Source organism: Stackebrandtia albiflava (genome assembly GCF_007994225.1).
Classification (GTDB): domain Bacteria; phylum Actinomycetota; class Actinomycetes; order Mycobacteriales; family Micromonosporaceae; genus Stackebrandtia; species Stackebrandtia albiflava.
The window spans coordinates 529,405-551,119 of record NZ_VLLL01000005.1; the positions used below are offsets into that span (position 1 = coordinate 529,405).

A 21,715-nucleotide genomic window follows, 5' to 3' on the forward strand; every position below is an offset into this window, starting at 1 on the left:
TCGTGCCGGGACGGTGACCGGGCGCGGGCCGGCCGGTCGCGCGGGGGTTCCGGCTCAGAACTCCTCGTGGACGTCGGGGTCGCCGCCCTGCCGCCCGGTCTCCAGCGCCGACAGCTCCACGACCTCGTCCTCGTCGAGCACGAAGTCCCACACGTCGAGGTTGAGGCGCTGCCGGTGCGGGTCGCGGGACTTGGGGATCGGCACCACGCCCAGCTGGACCTCCCAGCGCAACACGACCTGGGCGGGTGTGACCGAGTGCCGGTCGGCGACGCGGACGATCGTGGGGTCGTCGAGGACGTCGCCGCGTCCCAACGGGCTCCACGCCTGCGTCACGATGTCCATGGAGCGGTGCACCTCCCGCATCTCCGCCTGGTTGAACCGCGGATGGAGTTCGACCTGGTTGACGACCGGGACGGTGCCGGTCTCCTCGACGAGCCGGCGCAGGTGCTTCGCGCCGAAGTTCGACACCCCCACCGAACGGACGAGACCGTCGTCGCGCAGCCTCGACATGGCACGGAACGAGTCGACGTACTTGTAGAGGCGGGGCAGCGGCCAGTGGATCAGGTACAGGTCCACGTAGTCGGTGCCGAGCCGGTTGCGGGCCGCCTCGAACGAGGCCAGCGTCTCGTCGTAACCGTGATCGGCTCCGGGCAGTTTTGTGACGACGAACAGTTCCCCGCGTGGAACACCGCTGTCCCGGATCGCCTGGCCGACCCCCGGCTCGTTGCCGTACCGGGTCGCGGTGTCGATGAGCCGGTAACCGGACGCGATGGCGGACATCACCGCCGTGTGGGCCTCGTCGTTGGCCATGGGGTAGGTGCCCAGCCCCAGGGCGGGCATGCTGTGACCGTCGTTGAGTGGAATGGCCGGTGTCACCTTCGTCCCCCCCGTTCGCCGCTGTCCCGACTCACCGTATGCCGGTGGCCCCGCCTCGGGTGCCCGTTCCCGATACCCGCCTCGGGTGGCCTGGAGTCGACCGCGAACGGACGAACAGGCGGTTTACGGGCACGTCCGCGGGCCTGTGACCACCCGAGTCGGACGGAAGGAGGAGGGGGAGAATACCGGGATGTCACGACGCCGCGCCCGGAACCGGGCCGAACCCGCCTGCCCCTGCGGTACGCCGCGCCCGTACCCGGGTTGCTGTGGCCGGTTCCACGCCGGTGAGCAGACGCCGGCGACTCCGGAGGAGCTGATGCGGTCGCGCTATTCGGCGTTCGTGGTGCGCGACGCCGGGTATCTGCGGCGCACCTGGGACGAGTCGACGTGTCCGGCCGTCATCGACCTGTCCGACGACGTCGACTGGCTCGGTCTCGACATCGTCGACGCCCCGGCCCCCGGCCCGTTCCACAACACGGCGACCGTGGCGTTCGTCGCGCGCTACCGGCGTGCCGGTGCGCGTTCCGCCATGGCCGAGACGAGCCTGTTCCGCCGGACGGCCGGGGGCTGGCGCTACGTCCGTCCGGTGGTCACCACCGACTGAACACTGTCACGCCGCGCGGAGCACGTCGTCGGTCACGTCCTTCGACAGCGCGGCGCGTACGCAGCCGGCGACCAGTTCCGGCAGTTGCGCCGGTGCGACGTATCCGGCCAACCGGCCGGGAGTCTTCGGAAGACCCAACCGGTTCGCGCCCTGGGCGGTCTTGCCGTCGACGTAGGGCGCCAGTTCGCTCCAGACCCCCTGCACCTCACGGCAGAAGATCGCCGCGCCGGTCGGGCCGATGCCGGGCACCTCCTCCAGCAGCGCCGTCACACCCTCACGGCCGCCCGCCTCGTCGCGCAGCCGTCGCAGGTCTCCGTGCCAGCGGTCGAGGACCAGTGTGGCGCCGTCGCCCAGCATGGTGGCGGTGCGTTCGTCGTAGCGGCGGTAGTGGCCCCTGCCGAGGGCGTCGACGCGCTGACGCCACGTCGCGTCACGCATCGCCTGCGGGGTACGGTATCCCGCCTTGAACAGTTCACGCGCGGCGTCCACGGCCGTGGACGCGCGGATGCGCGCGGACAACAATGTGGACAGTACTAGTAGCTGGTACAGCGGCATCGGGGTGTCCTTCAAACGGATCCCCGCCTCTTGGGCGTACGTCTCGCCGTGCCGGTCGAGCAGTGTGCGTACGACCTGTCGCCTGTTCGCCATGTGATCCTCCCTGGACCTCTCGGTCTTCCCGACTGCTGTGCGGCCACACCGGGGATCCTGTCGAGCCTATCGGTCCCGGTGCCGAGACCCGGTATTTCGGCCGCTCATCGGCGTGGTCGGAAAACTCCACCTCCCCGATTCGTTCTGGAGCCCGTTGACAGCGGGATCCCGAAGCCAATAGCCTTATTTGCAATCATTAATCCAACGCCGGAAGCGGCGGGATTCCGCCGCCACGGCCGGATCGGGTCCGTGGACCCGGTGAGGAGTTCCCCATGAGACGAATCCGGGCCGCGACGGCGGCGGCCGCGATGGCCTTGGCCGGCATGGTGGTCGTCGGTCCCGCACAGGCCGAGGAGACGACCACCGCCGCACCGGCCGCCGTGCCGACCGCCGACGCGCTGCGCGACGCCGTCGCCGGTTGCGACCGCGAACTCACCTCCGGCCGTTACGCCGAGAACGCGGGCGGCAGTGCCACCATCCCGGTGTGCGCCACCGGTAGCGCGGTGCACTGGAAGGCCGACTTCGACGTCGACTGCGACGGGCAGCGCACCGCCGAGTGCAACGAGAACACCGACCCCTGGTTCCAACCGCAGACGGCCTTCAGGCAGTCGGACGGGAAGTACCTAAACTCCGCCACGCTGCCGCACGTCGTGGTGCCGATGGCGAGTTCCCGTTGGGACTACCGCAGTGCCGGGATCACCGGCGGTACCGTCGCCGCGGTCGTATACCAGGACACCGTCGTGTACGCGGTCGTCGGTGACGTCGGACCGGCCGGCGCCATCGGTGAGGGCTCGTACGCCCTGGCCGAGGCACTGGGCATCAACCCCGACCCGCACTACGGCGGCATCTCCGGCAAGGTGGTCGACTTCATCCTGTTCCCGGGAGTCACCGCCTCGCCGATCGAAGACCACGACGACGCCGTCTCCGAAGGCGGGCAGGCGGCCACCGCGTTCCTTAACGGATGCGGCCGGTACGGCTTCTCGTCCTACCCGGCACTGGAGACCGGCGACTCGGGGGCGGAGGTGTCCGCCGCCCAATGCCTGCTGGACGATCTCGGGTTCCCGGTGGACGGCGGCCCGACCGGCGAGTTCGACGCCGCGACCGCCGCGGCGGTGACAGGGTTCCAGGCCGACCGCGACCTGCCCCAGAACGGCCGGATCGACTCGCACACCTGGACGGCGATGCTGTCGCACGGCACGACTCCGCTGTTGCGGGAGGGATCCACCGGTGCGGCGGTCGTGCGGTTGCAGCGGGCGTTGACCGCGGCGCTCGGTGAACCGTTGGGCCAGGACGGCATTTTCGGGCCGCTCACCGAACAGGCCGTCATCGACTACCAGAACTCCGCGGGTCTGGACGACGACGGCATCGTGGGACCGCTGACCTGGGCGGCACTGCAACGCGGCGACTGACACCGGGTTCGATCGTCTCGACGCGGGCGTCCCCGGACTCCGGTGGGCGCCCGCGTCACGGGGCCGTGCCGGACGACGACCACGACGCCGGTGGCCCTCCCCGGTCGTCGGCGAAACCCGGTCCCCGCAGGCCGGTGTTCTGGCAGTATCGGCGTGTGGCGACACGCAGCGCGGGAATCCTGTTGTACCGGCGCCGCGACGACGTGGAAGTCCTCATCGGACACATGGGCGGACCGTGGTGGACCCGGCGCGACCACCGTGCCTGGTCGATCCCCAAGGGGGAGTACACGGCGGGCGAGGAGCCGTTGGCGGCCGCCCGGCGTGAGTTCCAGGAGGAACTGGGCGTTCCGGTCCCCGCCGGGCCGGTCACCCCGCTGGGTGAGATCCGGCAGTCCGGCGGCAAACACGTCACGGTGTGGGCGATCGACGGTGAGATCGACGAGAAGGCGGTCCGGTTCGGGGAGTTCGAGATGGAATGGCCACCCGGTTCCGGTACGACCCGTCGCTTCCCCGAGCTGGACAGGATCGCCTGGACCGATCTGCCGACCGCCGCCGAGCGACTGGTGGCGGCACAGGCCGCGTTCCTGGACCGGCTGCGGGCCGCCCTGGCCGCGGCTGGCGACCGTTCTCAGTGACATTGCCAGAGGAACAACCCCTGGGTGAGGTCCTTGCGAACGAAGCCGTATCCCATCCCGGCGTCACCGAAGTTGATCTCGTAGCCGGGCAGGTAGGAGGTGAGCTGGAACAGGAAGAGCCAGTCGTCGCCCGGAGACTCGTCGTGCTGGATCCACCACGGTGACCCGCCGATCCGGTCCGCCAGGTCACGTTCGCCGGTCACCGACTCCACCGCCACGTCGGCGCCGATCGTGGGGCCGGTGGCCGACTCCACGACCGTCAGGAACGGCGGGATCTCGGTGTGGCCGCCCTGCAGCAGCAGCGCGTTCTCCCCGGCGTCGGGTTCCCAGGTGTCGTCGGCGTCGGTGGACATGAACAGATAGGCCATCCGCAGGTCCGGCGTGGGGAGCCGGAACTGTCCGAGGAACTCCATCGGTTCGTCCTCACCCGCCGACACCGGCCAGGACGGGGTGTCGAGCCAGCACGGTTGCCCGCCGAGTTTGGTGACCGGCTCGGTGATCGGACCGGGTGCGGCCGACAGCCGCAGTCCCGTCTCGGGAATGGATTCCAATGTCGTCATCGCGGCACCGTACCCGGCGGGTGCCACGTTCCCCGCCCACGCCGGACGGCGGGCGCCCCAAGCCGGTCACGGTCCGGTCTCACGCGCAGGGGTCGGCTCCGGGGATCCCCGGTCGTTCGAGACCGCGCGAATCCAGAACATCCTCCAACAGGGTGGGCAGCGCGGGCATGAGCGCGTCCGCGCACGCGTCGAGCAGCCGGTTGTAGGTCGCCGCGTCCTCGGGTGCGGTTCCCGAGAACCACACGTGGACGGCGTAACCGTCGGCGTGCGCACGGGCGATGAAACCCGGGGTGGCCACCGGGATGAGACCGCTCAACGTCACCGGGATCTGTAGCGCGACGGTGCCCTCGATCGGGCGAGCACCGGTGAAGAGGTAGGCCGCGACACCGGCGGACCCGGGCGCGACCGGCACCTGTGGCGCCAGTTCGTGGAACTCGGCCACCGCCAGGTCGTTGAAGGACGAGACGATGACGTCGGTGCGTCCGACCTCGTTGAGGAAGGCGGCCAGCAGCCGCGCGTGGTGTAGGTACGAACCGACGTCCAGCGTGCCGGTGCCCTTGATCTCGACGTTGATCGGCGTGTCGGGGAAACGCGCGAACACCTCCGACAGCAGTGGGATTCCGAAGTCGTCGGGCGAGTATCCGGCGGGTGGTTCCCGGTCACCGGTGCGCACTCCGCGAAGTGGATAGGAGTCCGGTGGCAGGCCCGGCTCGGCTCCGGTGCCCGGCACGAAGTGGTGGGCGGCGTCGAGTGACGACGCCTCGGCGGCGGTGAGGTCCGATATCCGGCCGGTGCCGTCGGTGGTGGCGTCCACCGTGGCATCGTGGAGCACCACCAACCTGTCGTCGGCGGTGGCGTGGACGTCCAGTTCGATCATGTCGGCACCGAGCGCGGCCGCCCGCGTGAAGGCGTACATGGTGTTCTGTGGCGCCTCCCGTTCGCCTCCGGAGTGGGCCATGTTCATGATCCGCATGTCGAGCCAGGGATTGTCGATCGGCGCGGCGACCGCCGGCACGGGCGTGGCGACGGTGGCGACCATCGCGGCCAGGGCGGCGGCGATGAGGAATCGGTGTGGCACAGGATCTCCGATCGGGTGGGCGGACGTTGACGTGGACCGGCCGTCGTCAGCCGTATGGATCGAAGTCGATGCCGGGCGGCATCGCCTCGGCGAGGTTGTGGCCGAAGGCGGCGTCGGAGATCCCCAGCGAGGCGGATCCGAAGTCGGCCGCGGTCAGGATGTCGCGGACGCCGGTGGGGAAGTGGTTCCAGCCCACCAGGTCCGGGAAGCGCCAGGTGCCGTGGTGGTTCTCCGGCGTCTCGGTGGCGCTCGCGAGCCGGAAGCAGTGCGTGGACGGGCCGTCCTTGTGGTAGACGATCCTGGGATGGGTGCCCTGCCAGGTGACGGCCGTGCGGGGGTGGACCGTGTAGTCGCCGTGGGCGGAGGTCGCGACGTACTGCGCGATCCCGTCGCGCACCCACACCACCACGTGTTCGATGTCGTGCCGGTGCCCGAACGGGTCCCAGCCCGGGATCACCTGGTCCTTCTCGAAGTACAGGTCGTAGAGGTGCGCGCACCAGCCGCTGTCGTCGCATCTACTGCGGACGTAGGAGTTCGTGTTGTCCAGATCGGACCGGTCGCGGCAGCCGCCGTCGAGTGCACCGGACGGGTTCAGCCCCGGGTTGAGGGTCCCGTCGGGTCCTACGGCCGGCGTGGGGTAGCAGCCGTCGGTGTCGTAGTCGAAGGCCGGTTGCCATCTGGCCTGTTCGGCGTCGGACGCGGCGGGCAGCGCGGGCGGTGGTGCGGCGTGGGCGGGGGCCGCGGTGACGGCCAGGAGCGTGCCCGCGATCACGACCACGGTCGCCCATGCCCGCGCGCGGTGATGGATGGAGCGGGAACGGGGGCGGTGCGGCGCCACTGTTCGCATGGGGGGCCTTTCGCGTGGCGGCGTGGAGTCGTCACAGTATGGCGGTCGGCGCTCACCGAATGCAATAGCGGCATGCATATATGTGGATCCCAGAGCCGTCTCGGGTCCTCGTCCGCCGCACAACGGAACAGCGGGATCGAAGGCGGCCTCTGAACTGTCCGGTCGGTCCGGTACACGAATCGGGCCGCCCACCGCGTCTTCGACAGTGAACACCGACCGTGGAGCGAGATGGACGACTTCGACGAATACGTGCGCACCGCCGGGGCCGCCCTGCTGCGGTTCGCCTTCCTGCTGTGCGGTGACGCCCACCGGGCGGAGGACCTGGTGCAGGAGGCACTCGCCCGCTGCCACCGCCGATGGCGCGCCATCGAACGGCGGGCCGGAGTGGACACCTACGTCCGCAAGGCGATCCTGCGGCAGTACCTCTCCTGGTACCGCCTCCGGTCCGCCACCGAACGGGTCGTGGACCGATTCGACGACCGGGGCGGCGGTGAGGACACCGCGCAACGCGTCGTCGACCGGGACGCCATGGTGCGACTGCTGGCCGACCTACCGCGACGACAGCGCGCCGTCCTGGTCCTGCGGTACTACGAGGACGTGCCGGACGACCGGATAGCCGAACTGCTCGGTTGCGCGCCCGCGACCGTCCGGGTGCACGCCCGGCGCGGACTCGACGGACTCCGCCGCAACCCCGAGATGTCGAACGGTTTCCCGACCACCGAGGTACGGACATGAACAACGAGGACCTGGACGTCGCCCTGCGCGAGGCGCTGCACCGGCAGGCCGGATACGCCCCCGTCCCCCACGGCCTGGCCGAGACCGTCCGGTACCGCAGCCGGCGACGGGCGATACGCGACCGGATAGCCGTCGCCTGCCTGGCGGCCGTGCTGGTGTGCGGCGCCGCCGTGGGTGTGGGGGTCACGATGCGGCCGGAACCGTCCGTCGCCGCCGCGTTCGGCAGTGACGAGGTCGCGGTGTGCGTCGCGCTCACCGACGGCCGGGTCACCACCGTGACGCTCACCGAACGCCGCGACGGGGATACCGTCGACACCGAACAGTCGGACTCCACCGACGGCACGGTCGCACTGCGGCACACGGCGCGCGGCGGCGAGTTCCCCGTCACGGTCGAGGTCGTGCCACTTCGGACGGTGGAGACCGCCTGGGAACGCGGGGAACCGACCACGGTCGGCACCCGGACCGCCCGGCTCACGACCACCGACTCGGGCGCGCTGCTCCTCATGACCGACCTCGACATCGCCGGGCTCGTCATCGTCGTCGAGACCGGTGAACCGGCACCCACCGAGGCCCGACTCCTGGCGTGGGTCGAGTCCTTCTCCGTCCACACCGACCCGGCCGCCTGCGCCTGACCCACGAGGAGACACCGTGAACGCATACGACCGACGACGATTCCTGCGACGGGCCGCTCTCGCGGTGGCCGCCGGTGGCATGGCGGCGGCCGGGGGCGCGTTGGGGTACCGCGCCTTCGCCGCGGCCGGGCGGGACACCGGTGACGCCGTGGCGATGCTGCTGGCCGAGCGGGTGCCCCGTGGCGCGGCGGTGACGGTCCTGGCGGCGGACGCCGACGGTCCGGTCTACTCGGCCGGTTTCGGAGAGTCGGACCGGGCGGCGGGCACCCCCGCCGGTACCGCGACCGTCTACGACATCGGATCCGTCACCAAACAGTTCACCGCCGCCGCGATCATGCGGCTCGTCGCCTCGGGTGAGATCGACACCGGTGAACCGGTGCGGCGCCTGCTGCCCGGGCTTCCGGAGGACAAGGGCGCCATCACCGTCCACCAACTGCTCACCCACACCTCCGGCCTGGTGGACTCCCTGGGGGACGACTACGCGCCCCTCACCCGGGACGGCCTGATCGCCGAGGTGGCGGCCTCGGCGCCGCTCGCGCCGCCGGGGGAGCGGTACGCGTACTCCAACGTCGGGTACGGCCTTCTGGCGGCGATCGTCGAGACGGCCACTTCGATGTCCTATGAGGAGTATCTGTCCGCCGAGTTGTTCACGCCGGCCGGGATGCGGCACACGGGATACCTGCTACCGGAGTGGGACCGGCGGAGTGTCGCGGTGGAGTACGCGCCGGACGGTTCCCCGCTGGGCCGCCCCGACGAACGCGGCTGGGACACCGACGGGCCGTACTGGAACCTGCGCGGCAACGGCGGCCTGTTGAGCACCGCCGAGGACATGCTGCGCTGGCACCACGCCCTCGACGGAGGTGAACTCCTGCCCCCCGAAGCGGTGCGCCCGCTGTTCACTCCCCACGTGGCGGAGGACGACTCCGGCACCTCGCACTACGGATACGGCTGGGTGGTCGCCGACGTCGACGGCGTCACGGTCGCCTGGCACAACGGTGGGAACGGTTCCTCATACGCCGAGGTGCTGCGGGTGCCCGGTGGCCCGTTCGTGTTCTGGGCGACGAACACCGCCGTCCGGTCGGGTGAGTGGAACATGGAGGAGGCGGACCTGGCGAACGGGATCGGAGAGTTGTTGCTGAAAGGGTGATCCGTGGCGGCGTGTGCGCCGGCGGGGTGCGGCGCACACGCCGGGTCAGGCCAACGGCCCCAGCAGGCGCGTCGTGTCGAATCCGCCCTTCTGAAGGATCAGGGGGGCATGACGGCGACGTCGTACTTCGGAACGTGTCCGTCGGCGGAGACCAGCGTCAGCTTCTCGCATTGAGCCTGTGCTATCAGCAGGCGGTCGAAGGGATCCCGGTGTATCGCGGGAAGACGATCTGCGGTGATCGTATGACGATGACGCACCAGCAGTCATGAAAGTCCGCGTCAGCGATGATCTCAGCGAGGTCGGGCGGTGCGTCGAGCCTTCCCATCGATTGCGTGATCGTGATCTCCCAGAGGCTCGCTGGGCTCACATAGACCTCCAGTTCGTTCTGCAGGAGATCCCGGACGCCGGGGGAGAGCCGGGGGCACCGCCTAACCACCAGATCAGGACGTGAGTGTCCAGGAGAAGCCGCATTCACTCAGCCCGAAGTCTCGTGCGATCACGTTGTTCGTGGCGGGGGCGTCCCAATCGTCCGCCATGTTGACCCGACCCCGGAGCGAGCCGTATCCGCGTCGGTTGGCACGTGGTGGAAGCGGCACCACTTTCGCGAACGGCCGACCGGCGCGGCTGATGGTGATCTCCTCGCCGTGTTCGACCCGTTCCACGATCTTCGAGAAATGGGTCTTGGCCTCGTGGATGTTGTACTGAGCAGAGGATGACGCCGACATGTCGCTCCCCCAGACTAGTTGGCTTAGTCCACCCTACTCGCTCATATCCGCCGCACGGTGTGCATCCGTCGGCGTCCGACGGACCCACGGCGTGTGCGCCGGCCGGGTGCGGCGCACACGCCGGGTCAGGCCAACGGCCCCAGCAGGCGCGTCGTGTCGAATTCGCCCTCGATCCCGTCGAGGACGCTGAGCAGCTTGCTCTCCTCGTAACGGAAGTGCGTCTCCATCACCGCCTCGATCCCGTCGAGGTGGCGGTGGGCCTCCTCGGGGGTGATACCGGCCGCCACGGCCTTCTCCAGTCCTCCGATCAGGTGGTCGATCATGTTGTGGTCCTGGGTCAAAGCGGCGATCACGGGCCTGAGGTCGGGGCGTGCCCGGACGATCAGCGGGAACAGTTCCCGGTCCTCGCTGCGGTGGTGGCCGGTGAGCGCGCTGCAGAACCCGCGGCAGTACAACAGCAGGTCTCGTGACGCGTCCTCGAACTCGTCGCCCTCGTCGAGCGCCGTACGCGCCAATGCCAGCGCCCGGCGGAGTCTGCGATGGACCTCGCGCAGTTCCGCGCCCAGGGCGGTCAACCGGTCATCGGTCACCGCGCACCACCTCCGAGACGCCGTCGGGCGGGTACGTGCGCATGGACGCCGGGACCGGACGGCCGGATACCCGGGATCCGCGGCCCTTGTGAGGAATGTGGAATGTGGTCGATGTGAGTGGAGATGGCCGAGGCCACCTTTCGGTTCGGCGCCTCCATGCCTGACGCGGTCCGCCACCGGCACGCGACGCTGACGGCGATTTTAAGTGCATCCGGCCGCGTGAGTCGATATGAGCCGGCTCATACGCCGTGGCGTATCCGCGCTTCGCCGACGCTCACCGTGCGCCTCTGGACGCGGTGTCCGACGGGTGGGTGGACGAGGGGCCACCGAGCCCGGCCAGCAGCGCGCGCACGGTCCCTCCGACGGTGTCGAGGTCGACGGCGTCGGGATCCACCCGCCACTGGGCGTGGATCCCGATGACGGTGCCCACGAGCAGTACGGCCAGGGCGTCCGGGTCGGCTCCGTGGGGGAGTGTCCGGTCGGGGATGTGCGCCCGCACCTGCCGTCGAAGCGCGTCGTGCAACCGGGCGAAGTGGCGCCGCACGGGCGACCCGACCTCCACCGCCTCCGCCAGCAGCGTGATGAACAGCCGGGTGGCGGGCAGTCGCACGAACTCGGTCAGCCGGTCCAGGGGGTCGCCGCCGGTGGCCGCGCCGGGTGCGGTGACCTCGGTCAGCAACGCGTCGACCCGGCCGTCGACCACCGCCTCCAGCAGCCCGAGTTTGTTGCCGAAGTGCCACGGTATGGAGCCCCGGCTGATCCCCGCGCGCTCGGCGACGTCCACGATGCTGGTCTGCCGGTAACCCTTCTGCGCGAACAGTTCCGCCGCGGCCGAGATGAGCAGGCGGCGACTCTCCTGAGTCCTCTCGGTGCGAAGCGTGGCCATGCCGAAGTCTAGCGCGATGTGCTGGTCGACATGCCGACGGTCGTCCGGTACTTTCTATGTCGGCTGACATAGAAATGGAGGGCCAGTTGTCATTCACGAGACCGGGCACGACGGGGCGGGACGCCCGCGCCGTCACGGCCACACGATGGGCGGGATGGCTCTGCATGGCCGTCGCCGCCGGGCACACCGCGCTGGTGACGGCGATGACCTGGCCGCACTGGCCGGGTTGGCTCTCCGGAGAACTGTGGTGGGCCGTCGGCTCCGGAGAGCACCTCGACTCCGCGCTGGCCTTCTGGAGCGTTCCGGGCGGCTTCGTGGTTCCACTGGTCCTGGTCGGCCTCACGGCGTTGCGATCGGCCCGGGACGGGCGGACCCTGCCCGGCCACGTCGGGGTGATCATGCTGGTGTGGGCCGCCTTCGGCTCCTACGTCGCCTTCCCCACGGGGTTCCCGCTGTTGTTCGCGCCCGCCGTCCTCATCCTGTTCGCCGCCCGGCAGGACCGAGCAGTCGCCGCAACCCCCGAACCGGTCGTCCACCACGACGGCTGAACCACTCTCATGGCCGGGGCGTCGGGCCGCCGGACGGGACCCGGCCCCGCGCGGAACCGATCGCGCGAGGCCGGCGTGACGGCGTCAGCCCTGGACGTCGTTGTAGAGGTTCTGGGCCTCGGCACCGAAGTGGGCGAGCATGAAGATGTCGGGACTTAATCGGTTGCCTTTGGATGACCGGTTCCGGCATGGTCGATCCAAACGGTTCGGGTTTCGTCGTCGATGATGTACCAGATCCGGCCCCCTGCGGTCACCTCATACTGCCAACGCTCGCACGGGCGGCCCTTCCAGGTGGTCCGGCCCAGATCACCTTTGAGCGGGTGCTGACGTGCCGGATCTGTGCGTGAACGTGGACTCTCCCGTATGGCGTCATGTGCACGCCGAAGGTTTCCGGGCGATTGGCGTGCGAGTTCCTCCCAGCCGACCACTGCGGTGGTCTTGGCGTATTTGACGTCGAACTCGTGGCCGACGGGTGGCGGTGCGACACGATCCCCCCTCTTCGGACTCACGAGTCCGCCTCCGGAATCGCCACGGGCCCCAAGTCGCCTTCCGGCTCGGAGGTGATGAGGGCGAGCAGCTGTGGATCGGCGTAGACCTCGGCCGAGTGGCGCCACTGTTCGAGCAGAATCGCCAGCGGCGCGAGATTACGCAGTGACGCCGAACCCTGTGCGACCACGATGATCTCGCTGAGCATTTCTTCAAGGTCGGAATCCGGCAGGAATGCGGCCCAGGGCAGTGCTTCGGGAAGTGCCGCCCTGATGGCGCTCCTCGCGCCGGTTCGGGCGATGCTCGCCAGCAGTCGTGCGGTGAAATCGATGACCGCGCCATCGCGATCGAGTTGGTCGGCGTTGGTCAGGGCCAGATCGTCTGCGCCGCGACGACGTAGGCGGATGGCGCGTACTGCGTCCAACCGAGCGGCCGTTGCGGCCGGATGGTGCAGGAACTCGCTGAACGGCAGCTCCTCATATGCTGCTTCCATGACTTCCACACTACCGTGGAAGTCATGAGGGCCGCAAGCGATGAGCCTGGTGACGGCTCATAGTGTGGCCGGTTTGCTTGCGGCGGTGCGAAGGTCCCCCATTGTCAGGTGTTCGGCCGCCTCACGCCGTTCCTCTTCGACGTCGCGTACCTGAATGAACACCATGAATCATGGTCTGGCGATGCGCATCGCATGCTGGACGACACCATTCATTCTGAGAAGGCCGATGTCGGGCAGGTGATCGGCCCTGTCCACCTGCAGGGCGGACAGGGCCGAAGCTCGATGTACCGGCAGATCAGGCGGCTGAAACCTCGTTGTAGAGGTTCTGGGCCTCGGCACCGAAGTAGGGGCCGAACATGTACCCGGGCAGGAACACGTAGCCGAAGCTGTTCACGGACGCCTGCTGGCCGGTGCCGGTGGCCTCGTCGAAGTTGACGAACCACGGCCCGCCGCTGGAGCCGCCGGTCATGTCGCAGGACATGCCGTGGTCGTCGGTGAGCAGGAAGTCCCGGATCGTGCTGCCGGAGCAGTAGATGAACTTCTCACCGTCGTAGGGGTCGGCGGCCGGGAAGCCGAAGGTGTACATCGACAGGTTGTACGGCTGGTTGAAGGCGACGCCCTGCCCGCCGACGACGTCGGTGAGGTTCTGGCCGTTGAGCGGGTTCACCACGGCCGCGCCGACGTCGTAGTTCATGTCCTCGCTTGCGACCCACTGAGGGGTGGCGGCGGTGGACGCGGCGGTCCAGGTGCCGTAGGGACGCTGTCCGTCGTGGTATCCCGGGACGAACACCCAGTTCGTGTGCCAGGAGCCCTGGTATTTCACGCAGTGGCCGGCGGTCAGGACCGTGTTGCCGTTGTCGCTGGTGACGGCGTTGCCGGAGCAGGAGGCGTTGCGGCCGTCCATGGTGAAGAAGACCCGTCCGGCGGTGGTGACCACGTCACCGCCACCGGTCCACTCGCCTCCGGTGTTGGGGATCGCCGTGGTGTCCACAGGGGAGTCCGTGGCCTCGACGACCTCGGGCGCGCCCTTGGCGACGTCCGCCGACACCTCGGAGGGTTCGACGGTGAGCAGGTCGAGCGGGGTGGCCTCCCGCATGCGTTCCGGTGTCCAGTAGGCGGCCACGTCGGCCTGTTCCTGGACGGTCACGGCGGCGGCCCGGATCGTGTCCGGGGTGCCGGGATCGGCCAGTGCGGCGCCGGGGACCGCACCGACCAGGGCGACGCCGAGTGCCGACAGGAGGGTTGCTCGCAGTGTTCGCATTCGGTTTCTCTCTTTCCATTCGGCGCACTTGGGGGCACACCGGTAGATATTGAGATATGACGATGAATGAGTCTAGAGAATCCGTGACGATCGCGCTACCCGTAGTGGCGTGAGGTTTCCCGGGTGCTCCCGAACCGGTGGTGCCGAATCGGTGTATCGTGACGCCGCGCGGTCGGCCGGAGCCGGACCGCTGGACGGGAGGCGGCATGACCGGGTCAGACGACATCACCGAGCGCAACCGGCGTCAGCAGACCGAACTGTACGGTGAGCCTCTGGGAGTACTCCTGACCAGACTCGCCAAGCAGCTCGACCTCAACCAGGCCCGAATCGCCAAGATCCTCGGCCTGTCGGCGCCCATGTTGTCCCAGTTGATGAGCGGACAGCGCATCAAGATCGGCAATCCCGCCGCCGTGCAACGCCTACAGGCGATGATCGGACTCGCCACCGAGGTCGCCGAGTACCGGGTCGGCCCCGAGCAGATCGCCGCCCGGCTGGCCGAGATCGGCACCCAGTCTGGTTCGCTGACCCCGCCCACCGGGCACGGCCTCCCGCCCGGCCCCGTCATGGTCCGGTCCGTCCAGTCGTTGCTGCGCGCCGTCGCCGGGGCACCCGAGATCCTCTCCGCCGCAGACCTTCTGGAGGAACGGCACCCGGAGCTGGCGACGTTCCTGCGCGTCTACGGGGCCGGCCGCACGACCGACGCCGTCGCCCACTACACCGCCCACCAGCACCTGCTGTGAGCCCCGCTCCGGCAGCCACCGCCGTCGGCCTAACCTTGCCGGGTGAACATCGCCGAATGGGAAGACCGGATCGACGACCTCTGGCGACGGGCCGGTGAACTGACCCCCGAGCGGCTCCTGTCGGAGATCGCCGCGCTGACCGCCGAATGCCCCCACGCCGACGGCACCGCGGATTTCGAGCGGGCCGGTGCACACGACCACCTCGACGACCCCGACACGGCGATACCGCTGTACCGGGCGGCGTTGCGGGACGGCCTGACCGGCGACCGCCACCGTTTCGCGGTGATCCAACTGGCCTCGTCACTGCGCAACGTGGGGAGTGCGGCCGAGGGCGTGGACCTGCTGACCGCCGAGCTCGACCGGCGAAGCGACGAGTACGACGACGCGGTGCGCGCCTTCCTCTCGTTGGCGCTCATCGACCTGGGCAGGGGACGCGAGGCCGTCGCCACCGCGCTGACCGCGCTGCGGCCCCACCTGCCCGCCTACGGCCGCGCGCTCGGCGAGTACATCGCACTGCTGGACGGGGAACCGGAGACCGCCGACTGACCCGGTCGGGCACAATCCGGGGGATGGAACTGTTCGCCGGGCGCTATCTGCTGGTCGATCCGATCGGCGAGGGCGGCATGGGATCGGTGTGGCGTGCCTGGGACGCCCGCCGGCGCCGTTACGTCGCGGCCAAACTGCTGCACCCCTCCGACGCCGGAACCCTGCTGCGGTTCGTGCGGGAACAGGGCCTGCGGATCGTCCATCCCCACGTGGTGGCACCCGACGGCTGGGCGGGTGACGACGCCCTGGTACTGCTCACCATGGACCTGGTCGGCGGTGGCACACTCCACCAGCTCATCGGTGACCACGGTGCGCTTCCGGTCTCGTACGCGGCCGTGCTCGTCGACCAACTGTTGAGCGCGCTCGCTGAGGTCCACGCCCACGGCGTCGTGCACCGCGACGTCAAACCCGCCAACCTGCTGCTGGAGCCGACGGGCCGGGGCGCGCCGGTGCTCCGGTTGTCGGACTTCGGAATCTCGCAGGTCCTCGGGCAGCCCCGGCTCACCGAACTGGCGGCGGTCATGGGCACCTACGGATACCTGTCGCCCGAGGCGATGGCGGGCGAGGATCCGCACCCCTCACACGACCTCTACGCCGCGGCGGTGGTCGCCCACCAGATCCTCACCGGTGAGGCGCCGCCCCCGGAGGGTGTCGTGATGGACGACGCCCCACCGCCGGACGTGCCGGGACCGGTCTGGGACCTCCTCGGACGGATGCTGTCGGCCGACCCCGCGCAGCGCCCCGCCGACGCCGCCACGGCACGCGACGGGTGGCGGGCAGCTGTCGCCGGTGTGCCGCCGCCCGAACCGGACGCCGACGACCCGGTCGAGGTGTTCGATCAACTCGGTCCACTGCCGACCGGATTCGGCCCCGCCGGACCACTCCCCGCTCCGGTCGCCGACCGGCGGCGGCGCGCCGCCGGGATCGCCGCACTGGTCGTCGGGGCGTTGGGCGCCGTCGTCGCGGTGACCTCGGCGGTGCTTTTGGTGGTGTGACGCGCCTTCGGAGGTCAGATGTCGTCACGCCGGAGCAGCCGCATACCCGTCACGCCGCCCGCGACGGCCAGGGCCGCGCCACCGACCAGACCGGCCCATAGCAGGGACCGGTCGAACCCGGCCTTCGCCGGTGGTGAACCGTCCGACGCGGGCCACACCGCCAACTGTTCGGCGGGCGTGCCGGTCTCCGTCTCCCGGTACCGCGGCGCACCGGACTGTTCACCCAGGACCTCCACCTCCAGGACCACCGTGACCGCCAGTCCCGGCGCGGCGGTGTCGGGCTCCCACCGGACACCCACGTGGTGGTGCCCGGCGAGCGACGCCGCCGCCACCTCCGGGGTCGCGGACTCCCGGTTGAGGTACCGGACCGGCGCGGTGAAGCCGCCGAAGGCGGCGGTCTCGCCGTCGTAGTGTCCCTCGGAGGCGGCGTCCGGGGAGCTCACGAGTGACCCCACCGGGTTGCGTACCGTGGTCGACACCCAGCCGCCGGTCCCGAGCAGTTCACGATCGGCCTCGGACAGATCCGGCATGGTGAGGCGATAGGCGAGCCGGCGTCCCCACTCCACCGGGACCCGCCAGTACAACTCGTCACCGGGACGCAGCACGTCGGAGTAGACGCCGGTGCCGATCACCGGGGCCGCCTCCAGCGACTCCGCGCCGACCGAGGCGACGGGCGTCCCCCCGGTCCGTGGTGACGCCTCCGCCACCGAGTCGACCGGAGCGGGCAGGCCGGACCGGTTCGGCACGGCCGGCTCCAGTACCAGTGTCAGGTCCAAGGGTGCGGCCGTCGTCCGGCGGGACAGGCCGTCGTCGTGCACCTCGACGACGTATCGTCCCGCCGCCCCGCACTCACCGCGTGGCGCGTCGGCGCTCCACGCGACGGAGACGGCCGCGGTCGCCGGAAGCGCGCCACCACCCGGGGTCTCGCGTCTGTCGGTGTGGCGGGCGCACGCGGTCGCCGACTCGTTGCGCACCACCACGCCCACACCGTTGCTCGCCGACGCGCCGTGTGGCGCGCGCAGCCCGACCGAGGCCGCCACGTGGGCCGTCGCCCCTTCGGGGAGCGTGAACGCGTAGTGCAGCCCCGTTTCGTCCGCGGGCAACACGTCGACGTACCGCCCGGGAGGCAGCGTCGGCGGGTCGAGGCCGTCGACGGAACCCGACACCGGAAGGCGGCCGGTGTCCCAGCGGGACCACGCCTGCCCGACGGCACGGTGCAGTACCGCCCCCAGCGACTCGGCGTCGGGCGCGTCGTGGAACCTGCCGCCGCCGGCGGCGGCCAGCCGCATCAGCGTCGCGCGGTCGGAGGCGTCGGCGCGGAACGCCACCACGTCGACCCGGACGCCCGGTGAGGCGGCCGCGACGGCGGCCGCCGTGTCCACCGGGTCCCCTCCACAGTCGTCACCGCCGCCGGTCAGCAGCAGCACCGTGGTGGATCCGGTCGCCGCCTCGGCGGCGAGGCGGAGCGTGTCCGAGACCGGCCGGCCGCCGCCCACCGCGACGGCGTCGAGCTCACCGGCGCCGGGTTCCACCGGCGACATGGGACGCACCACGTCGCCGGTATCGCAACCGGTCCCCGAACCCATGGCGCGCAACGCCAGCTCGGCCGACCGGGGAGCGTCCTCCACCGCGCCGGCGACCGCGGTGGTGACCGCGTCCCACGCCGACCCGGTGGCTCCCGCCGTCTCGGTCATGGCCGCGGAGTTGTCCACGGCGACGACCACTCGGCCGGGTACCTCGGACTCCGCGCGGGCCGTGCCGGACACGCCGGCCACGCAGGCCGCCGCGGCGACCACGGCCAGGGCAGTGCCCGCCGTCCGGCGCCACGCCGAAGGGATCACGTGCGGCTCCCGCCTCTGATGGGGTGTGACTGATCGAGTCCATCATGACGAGTCGCCCGCGTGTCGTGCGCCGTGCCCGGGCCGCCATTCGGTGAACCGTCGCCCTGCGCTGCGCGGCGGTGCGCGCAAATCCGGATTCACGCGCGCCGCTGCGCGAATCATGGTGGGCTAGACGACATATGGCTTCTGTTCAGGGCGGGTAACGGATAAGAGTTGTCCGGTTATCCCAGGTCGCGGGAAGCGGTGCTCTTGGACGGCCACAGCAGAGTCGCTGACGGCGGGCCGGCCCACGAATCCCACCGGTGCCCCCGCGCCTGTGCATCTCAGACGATTGGAGGTCCGACGTTGACCACTTTCGTATACGACTTCACCCACGGTGACAAGGACCAGAAGGACCTGCTGGGCGGCAAGGGCGCCAACCTGGCCGAGATGACCCGGCTCGGCCTCCCGGTGCCACCGGGATTCACCATCACCACCGAAGCCTGCCGCGCCTACCTGACCGACGGTGAACTGCCGGGGGCCGTCTTCGGTCAGGTCGACGAACGGTTGGCCGAGTTGGAGACGGCGATGGGGCGTGAACTCGGCGACGAGGCCGACCCCCTCCTGGTGTCGGTGCGGTCGGGGGCCAAGTTCTCCATGCCCGGCATGATGGACACCGTCCTCAACGTCGGTCTCACCGACGCCACGGTCGCGGGACTGGCCGCCCAGGCCGGCGACGAGCGGTTCGCCTGGGACTCCTACCGGCGACTGATCCAGATGTTCGGCAAGACCGTCATGGACGTCCCCGGCGACGTGTTCGAACAGGCCATCGACGCGGCGATGCGGGACGCGGGCGTGGCCGAGGAGGTCGACCTGGACGCCGCCGCGCTGCGAGACCTGGTGGACCGGTTCAAGTCCCTGGTACGCGACGCCACCGGCGAGGAGTTCCCACAGGACCCGCGTCGTCAACTGTGGGCCGCCATCGAGGCGGTGTTCCGGTCCTGGAACTCCGAACGCGCCCGCCTGTACCGGCGCACCGAACGCATCCCCGACGACCTGGGCACCGCCGTGAACGTCGTCGGCATGGTCTTCGGGAACCTGGGACCCGACTCCGGGACCGGGGTCGCCTTCACCCGTGACCCCGCGACCGGGGTGCGCGGCGCCTACGGCGACTACCTGCCCAACGCCCAGGGCGAGGACGTGGTCGCGGGCATCCGCAACACCGTCCCGTTGACGACCCTGGCCGAACTGGACTCCGAGGCCTACCACGCCCTCCTGCACAGCATGGACGTCCTGGAACGCCACTACCGGGACCTGTGCGACATCGAGTTCACCATCGAACGCGGCAGACTGTGGCTGCTGCAGACCCGCGTCGGGAAACGCACCGCCGCCGCGGCGTTCATCATCGCCTCGGCACTGGTCGAGGAGGGGGTGATCGACCTCGACGAGGCACTGTGCCGGGTGTCGGGCGAACAGCTCTCCCGGCTGATGTTCCCCGCGTTCGACACCGCCGACGCCCCGGAGCCGGTCGTGACCGGGATCCCGGCGGCACCCGGGGCCGCCGTGGGCGCCGCGGTCTTCGACTCGGCGCGGGCGGCGGCGCTGGCCGCCGAGGGCACCAGGGTGGTCCTGGTCCGCAGGGAGACCAATCCGGACGACCTGCCCGGAATGATCGCCGCCGAGGGGATCCTGACGTCACGGGGCGGCAAGACCTCGCACGCCGCCGTCGTCGCCCGGGGCATGGGGACCACCTGCGTGTGCGGCGCCGACTCCCTCACCGTGGGCACCGACCGGTTCACGACCGCCGACGGCACCGTGGTGAAGGAGGGCGACATCGTGTCGGTGGACGGCGACTCCGGAGCCGTGTACCTGGGGGAGGTCGCCGTCAAGCCGTCCCCGGTGGTCTCGTACTTCGAGTCGGGGGAGGTGCCGCTCGGCGACCCCCTGGTGTCGGCCGTCGACCGCCTGATGAGGCACGCCGACGAGGCCGCGGGCCTCGCGGTGCGCGCCAACGCCGACACCGGCGAGGACGCCGCACGCGCGCGTCGTTTCGGGGCCATCGGCATCGGCCTGTGCCGCACCGAGCACATGTTCCTCGGCGAACGCCGGAAGCTGGTGGAGCGGCTGGTCCTGTCGGAATCCGACGCGGACCGTGACGCGGTCCTCGACGAACTGCTGACGATGCAGCGCGACGACTTCGCCCGGATCCTGTCGGCGATGGACGGCCTGCCAGTCACCATCCGGCTGCTCGACCCGCCGCTCCACGAGTTCCTGCCGTCGCTGACGGACCTGGAGGTCGCCGACGCGACGGGTGACGCCGACCCGGCGCTGCTGGCGGCGGTGCGGCGCATGCACGAACAGAACCCGATGCTGGGCCTGCGCGGTGTCCGGTTGGGACTGGTCATCCCCGGCCTGTACGAGATGCAGGTCAGGGCCATCGCCATGGCCGCCAGGCAGTTGCGGGCCGACGGCGGCGACCCCCGGCCGGAGATCATGATCCCCCTGGTGGCCGACGCCGCGGAGCTGGCCCTGGTGCGGGCCGCGACCGAGGCGGTGCTCGCCGAGGTGGGCGAGTCGGCCCCGGTCGGCACCATGATCGAGGTGCCGCGTGCGGCCGTCACCGCCTCGGAGATCGCCGCGCACGCCGACTTCTTCTCGTTCGGGACCAACGACCTGACCCAGATGGGCTGGGGCTTCTCGCGGGACGACGTCGAGGGCGCGTTCTTCTCCCGGTATCTCGACCTCGGTGTCTTCCCCGTGTCACCGTTCGCGGTGCTCGACACCGCCGGCGTCGGGCGGCTGATCGACATCGCGGTGTCCGAGGGCCGGGCCGCGCGATCCGGCCTCCATCTGGGCGTGTGCGGCGAACACGGCGGCGACCCCGACTCGGTGCGCTTCTTCCACCGCGTCGGACTGGACTATGTGTCCTGTTCGCCGTTCCGGGTTCCGGTGGCGCGCTTGGCCACCGGACAGGCGGCGGTGGCGGAATCCTCGTCGGACAGCCGATAGTTGACCCGGCCCGGAATTTCCGGTACTGATGAGTTCCCACCCGACGCGGTCGCGGGGTGGACGCCCCCCGACGTGAGGAGTCCGATGTGGCTAGTCGCTGGCACGCTACGGTGATCGACGCGCGGGACCCCAAACGACTGGCCCGTTGGTGGGCCGAGGTGCTCGGATTCCGGGTGTCCTACGAGGACACCCATGTGACCGCGATCGCCGGCGACCGGGAACCGGGGCTGTCGTTCGTCTCGGCGTCCGGTGACAAGAAGGCGAGGAACCGCATCCACCTCGACATCGACCCCGACGACCAGAACGCCGAGGTCGAACGGCTGGTGGACATGGGCGCCCGCCGTGTCGACGACGGACGGCACCGCACCTCCTGGATAGTGCTGGCCGACCCGGAGGGCAACGAGTTCTGCGTCCTGGGTCGCCGCGACGCCGACTGACGGCCGTG

The 21,715-nt window shown here is 70.3% G+C and carries 23 protein-coding genes and 1 pseudogene; 12 read left to right on the plus strand and 12 right to left on the minus strand.

Annotation, left to right across the window (positions count from 1 at the left end; all coding sequences use genetic code 11):
* Nucleotides 1–54 precede the first annotated feature (54 nt).
* The gene (locus LX16_RS03345; protein WP_147132901.1) at nt 55–840 is read right to left on the minus strand and encodes an aldo/keto reductase; all 786 of its coding nucleotides are present in this window, start codon (nt 838–840) and stop codon (nt 55–57) included.
* 226 nt (nt 841–1,066) lie between these two features.
* Between LX16_RS03345 and LX16_RS03350 the strand changes: the two genes are divergently transcribed.
* The gene (locus LX16_RS03350) at nt 1,067–1,480 is read left to right on the plus strand and encodes a YchJ family protein (protein WP_147132904.1); all 414 of its coding nucleotides are present in this window, start codon (nt 1,067–1,069) and stop codon (nt 1,478–1,480) included.
* Nucleotides 1,481–1,486: 6 nt separating this feature from the next.
* On the opposite strand, the gene LX16_RS03355 is transcribed toward LX16_RS03350, so the two are convergent.
* The gene (locus tag LX16_RS03355; protein WP_147132908.1) at nt 1,487–2,128 is read right to left on the minus strand and encodes an HhH-GDP family DNA glycosylase; all 642 of its coding nucleotides are present in this window, start codon (nt 2,126–2,128) and stop codon (nt 1,487–1,489) included.
* A 272-nt stretch (nt 2,129–2,400) separates the two neighbouring features.
* Between LX16_RS03355 and LX16_RS03360 the strand changes: the two genes are divergently transcribed.
* Complete coding sequence (locus tag LX16_RS03360) at nt 2,401–3,537, plus strand: peptidoglycan-binding protein (protein WP_147132911.1); 1,137 nt, start codon at nt 2,401–2,403, stop codon at nt 3,535–3,537.
* 155 nt (nt 3,538–3,692) lie between these two features.
* Nucleotides 3,693–4,172: an NUDIX hydrolase gene (locus tag LX16_RS03365; protein ID WP_147132913.1), complete on the plus strand. Its 480-nt coding sequence runs from the start codon at nt 3,693–3,695 to the stop codon at nt 4,170–4,172.
* Here the strand turns inward: LX16_RS03365 and LX16_RS03370 are convergent.
* The 3 genes from LX16_RS03370 to LX16_RS03380 form a co-directional block, all read right to left on the minus strand.
* Nucleotides 4,166–4,732 carry a hypothetical protein gene (locus tag LX16_RS03370; protein ID WP_147132916.1) on the minus strand — a complete coding sequence of 189 codons (567 nt, stop codon included), beginning with the start codon at nt 4,730–4,732 and terminating at the stop codon, nt 4,166–4,168. The genes LX16_RS03365 and LX16_RS03370 overlap by 7 nt on opposite strands.
* 79 nt (nt 4,733–4,811) lie before the next feature.
* A complete protein-coding gene (locus LX16_RS03375) occupies nt 4,812–5,810 on the minus strand; it encodes a glycerophosphodiester phosphodiesterase family protein (RefSeq protein WP_244615663.1) in 999 nt (332 codons plus the stop codon).
* Between the two features lie 46 nt (nt 5,811–5,856).
* The gene (locus LX16_RS03380) at nt 5,857–6,657 is read right to left on the minus strand and encodes an NPP1 family protein (protein WP_147132918.1); all 801 of its coding nucleotides are present in this window, start codon (nt 6,655–6,657) and stop codon (nt 5,857–5,859) included.
* Between the two features lie 228 nt (nt 6,658–6,885).
* Here LX16_RS03380 and LX16_RS03385 point away from each other — a divergent pair, with 228 nt between their 5' ends.
* The 3 genes from LX16_RS03385 to LX16_RS03395 are packed head-to-tail and all read left to right on the plus strand — an operon-like array spanning nt 6,886 to nt 9,171.
* On the plus strand, nt 6,886–7,392 hold the full coding sequence (locus LX16_RS03385) for a SigE family RNA polymerase sigma factor (protein WP_147132921.1): 507 nt from the start codon (nt 6,886–6,888) through the stop codon (nt 7,390–7,392).
* Complete coding sequence (locus LX16_RS03390; RefSeq protein WP_147132924.1) at nt 7,389–8,024, plus strand: hypothetical protein; 636 nt, start codon at nt 7,389–7,391, stop codon at nt 8,022–8,024. The genes LX16_RS03385 and LX16_RS03390 overlap by 4 nt, the downstream gene beginning before the upstream one ends.
* Before the next feature lie 16 nt (nt 8,025–8,040).
* On the plus strand, nt 8,041–9,171 hold the full coding sequence (locus tag LX16_RS03395; RefSeq protein ID WP_211354263.1) for a serine hydrolase domain-containing protein: 1,131 nt from the start codon (nt 8,041–8,043) through the stop codon (nt 9,169–9,171).
* A 98-nt stretch (nt 9,172–9,269) separates the two neighbouring features.
* Here the strand turns inward: LX16_RS03395 and LX16_RS28155 are convergent.
* The 4 genes and pseudogenes from LX16_RS28155 to LX16_RS03415 all read right to left on the minus strand — a co-directional run bounded on the left by LX16_RS28155 (nt 9,270) and on the right by LX16_RS03415 (nt 11,372).
* Nucleotides 9,270–9,642 (minus strand): annotated as a pseudogene (locus LX16_RS28155) (type II toxin-antitoxin system VapC family toxin).
* On the minus strand, nt 9,612–9,896 hold the full coding sequence (locus tag LX16_RS03405; RefSeq protein WP_147132927.1) for a type II toxin-antitoxin system Phd/YefM family antitoxin: 285 nt from the start codon (nt 9,894–9,896) through the stop codon (nt 9,612–9,614). The pseudogene LX16_RS28155 and the gene LX16_RS03405 overlap by 31 nt, the downstream one beginning before the upstream one ends.
* Before the next feature lie 125 nt (nt 9,897–10,021).
* Nucleotides 10,022–10,486 (minus strand): hemerythrin domain-containing protein, encoded by a 465-nt coding sequence (locus LX16_RS03410; RefSeq protein WP_147132930.1) that lies wholly within the window; start codon nt 10,484–10,486, stop codon nt 10,022–10,024.
* 274 nt (nt 10,487–10,760) lie between these two features.
* The gene (locus LX16_RS03415) at nt 10,761–11,372 is read right to left on the minus strand and encodes a TetR/AcrR family transcriptional regulator (RefSeq protein WP_147132933.1); all 612 of its coding nucleotides are present in this window, start codon (nt 11,370–11,372) and stop codon (nt 10,761–10,763) included.
* 86 nt (nt 11,373–11,458) lie between these two features.
* Here LX16_RS03415 and LX16_RS03420 point away from each other — a divergent pair, with 86 nt between their 5' ends.
* Entirely contained in the window at nt 11,459–11,920 is a 462-nt protein-coding gene (locus LX16_RS03420; protein WP_147132936.1) for a DUF6463 family protein, read from the plus strand.
* Nucleotides 11,921–12,425: 505 nt separating this feature from the next.
* On the opposite strand, the gene LX16_RS03430 is transcribed toward LX16_RS03420, so the two are convergent.
* Both LX16_RS03430 and LX16_RS03435 read right to left on the minus strand, forming a co-directional pair.
* Nucleotides 12,426–12,899 carry a hypothetical protein gene (locus LX16_RS03430; RefSeq protein ID WP_147132942.1) on the minus strand — a complete coding sequence of 158 codons (474 nt, stop codon included), beginning with the start codon at nt 12,897–12,899 and terminating at the stop codon, nt 12,426–12,428.
* 295 nt (nt 12,900–13,194) lie between these two features.
* Complete coding sequence (locus tag LX16_RS03435) at nt 13,195–14,160, minus strand: trypsin-like serine peptidase (RefSeq protein WP_147132944.1); 966 nt, start codon at nt 14,158–14,160, stop codon at nt 13,195–13,197.
* Between the two features lie 206 nt (nt 14,161–14,366).
* Here LX16_RS03435 and LX16_RS03440 point away from each other — a divergent pair, with 206 nt between their 5' ends.
* Genes LX16_RS03440 through LX16_RS03450 form a run of 3 tightly spaced genes read left to right on the plus strand, consistent with a single transcriptional unit; the run spans nt 14,367 to nt 16,441 of the window.
* The gene (locus LX16_RS03440) at nt 14,367–14,900 is read left to right on the plus strand and encodes a DNA-binding protein (RefSeq protein ID WP_147132947.1); all 534 of its coding nucleotides are present in this window, start codon (nt 14,367–14,369) and stop codon (nt 14,898–14,900) included.
* A gap of 42 nt (nt 14,901–14,942) precedes the next feature.
* The gene (locus tag LX16_RS03445) at nt 14,943–15,446 is read left to right on the plus strand and encodes a tetratricopeptide repeat protein (RefSeq protein WP_147132950.1); all 504 of its coding nucleotides are present in this window, start codon (nt 14,943–14,945) and stop codon (nt 15,444–15,446) included.
* 23 nt (nt 15,447–15,469) lie between these two features.
* A complete protein-coding gene (locus LX16_RS03450) occupies nt 15,470–16,441 on the plus strand; it encodes a serine/threonine-protein kinase (protein ID WP_147132953.1) in 972 nt (323 codons plus the stop codon).
* A 14-nt stretch (nt 16,442–16,455) separates the two neighbouring features.
* Here the strand turns inward: LX16_RS03450 and LX16_RS03455 are convergent, their stop codons facing one another.
* Complete coding sequence (locus LX16_RS03455) at nt 16,456–18,282, minus strand: vWA domain-containing protein (RefSeq protein ID WP_147132956.1); 1,827 nt, start codon at nt 18,280–18,282, stop codon at nt 16,456–16,458.
* 345 nt (nt 18,283–18,627) lie between these two features.
* Between LX16_RS03455 and ppdK the strand changes: the two genes are divergently transcribed.
* Together ppdK and LX16_RS03465 are read left to right on the plus strand one after the other, a co-directional pair.
* Nucleotides 18,628–21,270, plus strand: coding sequence for a pyruvate, phosphate dikinase (ppdK, locus tag LX16_RS03460; protein WP_147132959.1), 2,643 nt, complete (start codon nt 18,628–18,630; stop codon nt 21,268–21,270).
* Between the two features lie 86 nt (nt 21,271–21,356).
* Nucleotides 21,357–21,707 (plus strand): VOC family protein, encoded by a 351-nt coding sequence (locus tag LX16_RS03465; protein ID WP_147132962.1) that lies wholly within the window; start codon nt 21,357–21,359, stop codon nt 21,705–21,707.
* Nucleotides 21,708–21,715: the final 8 nt, after the last annotated feature.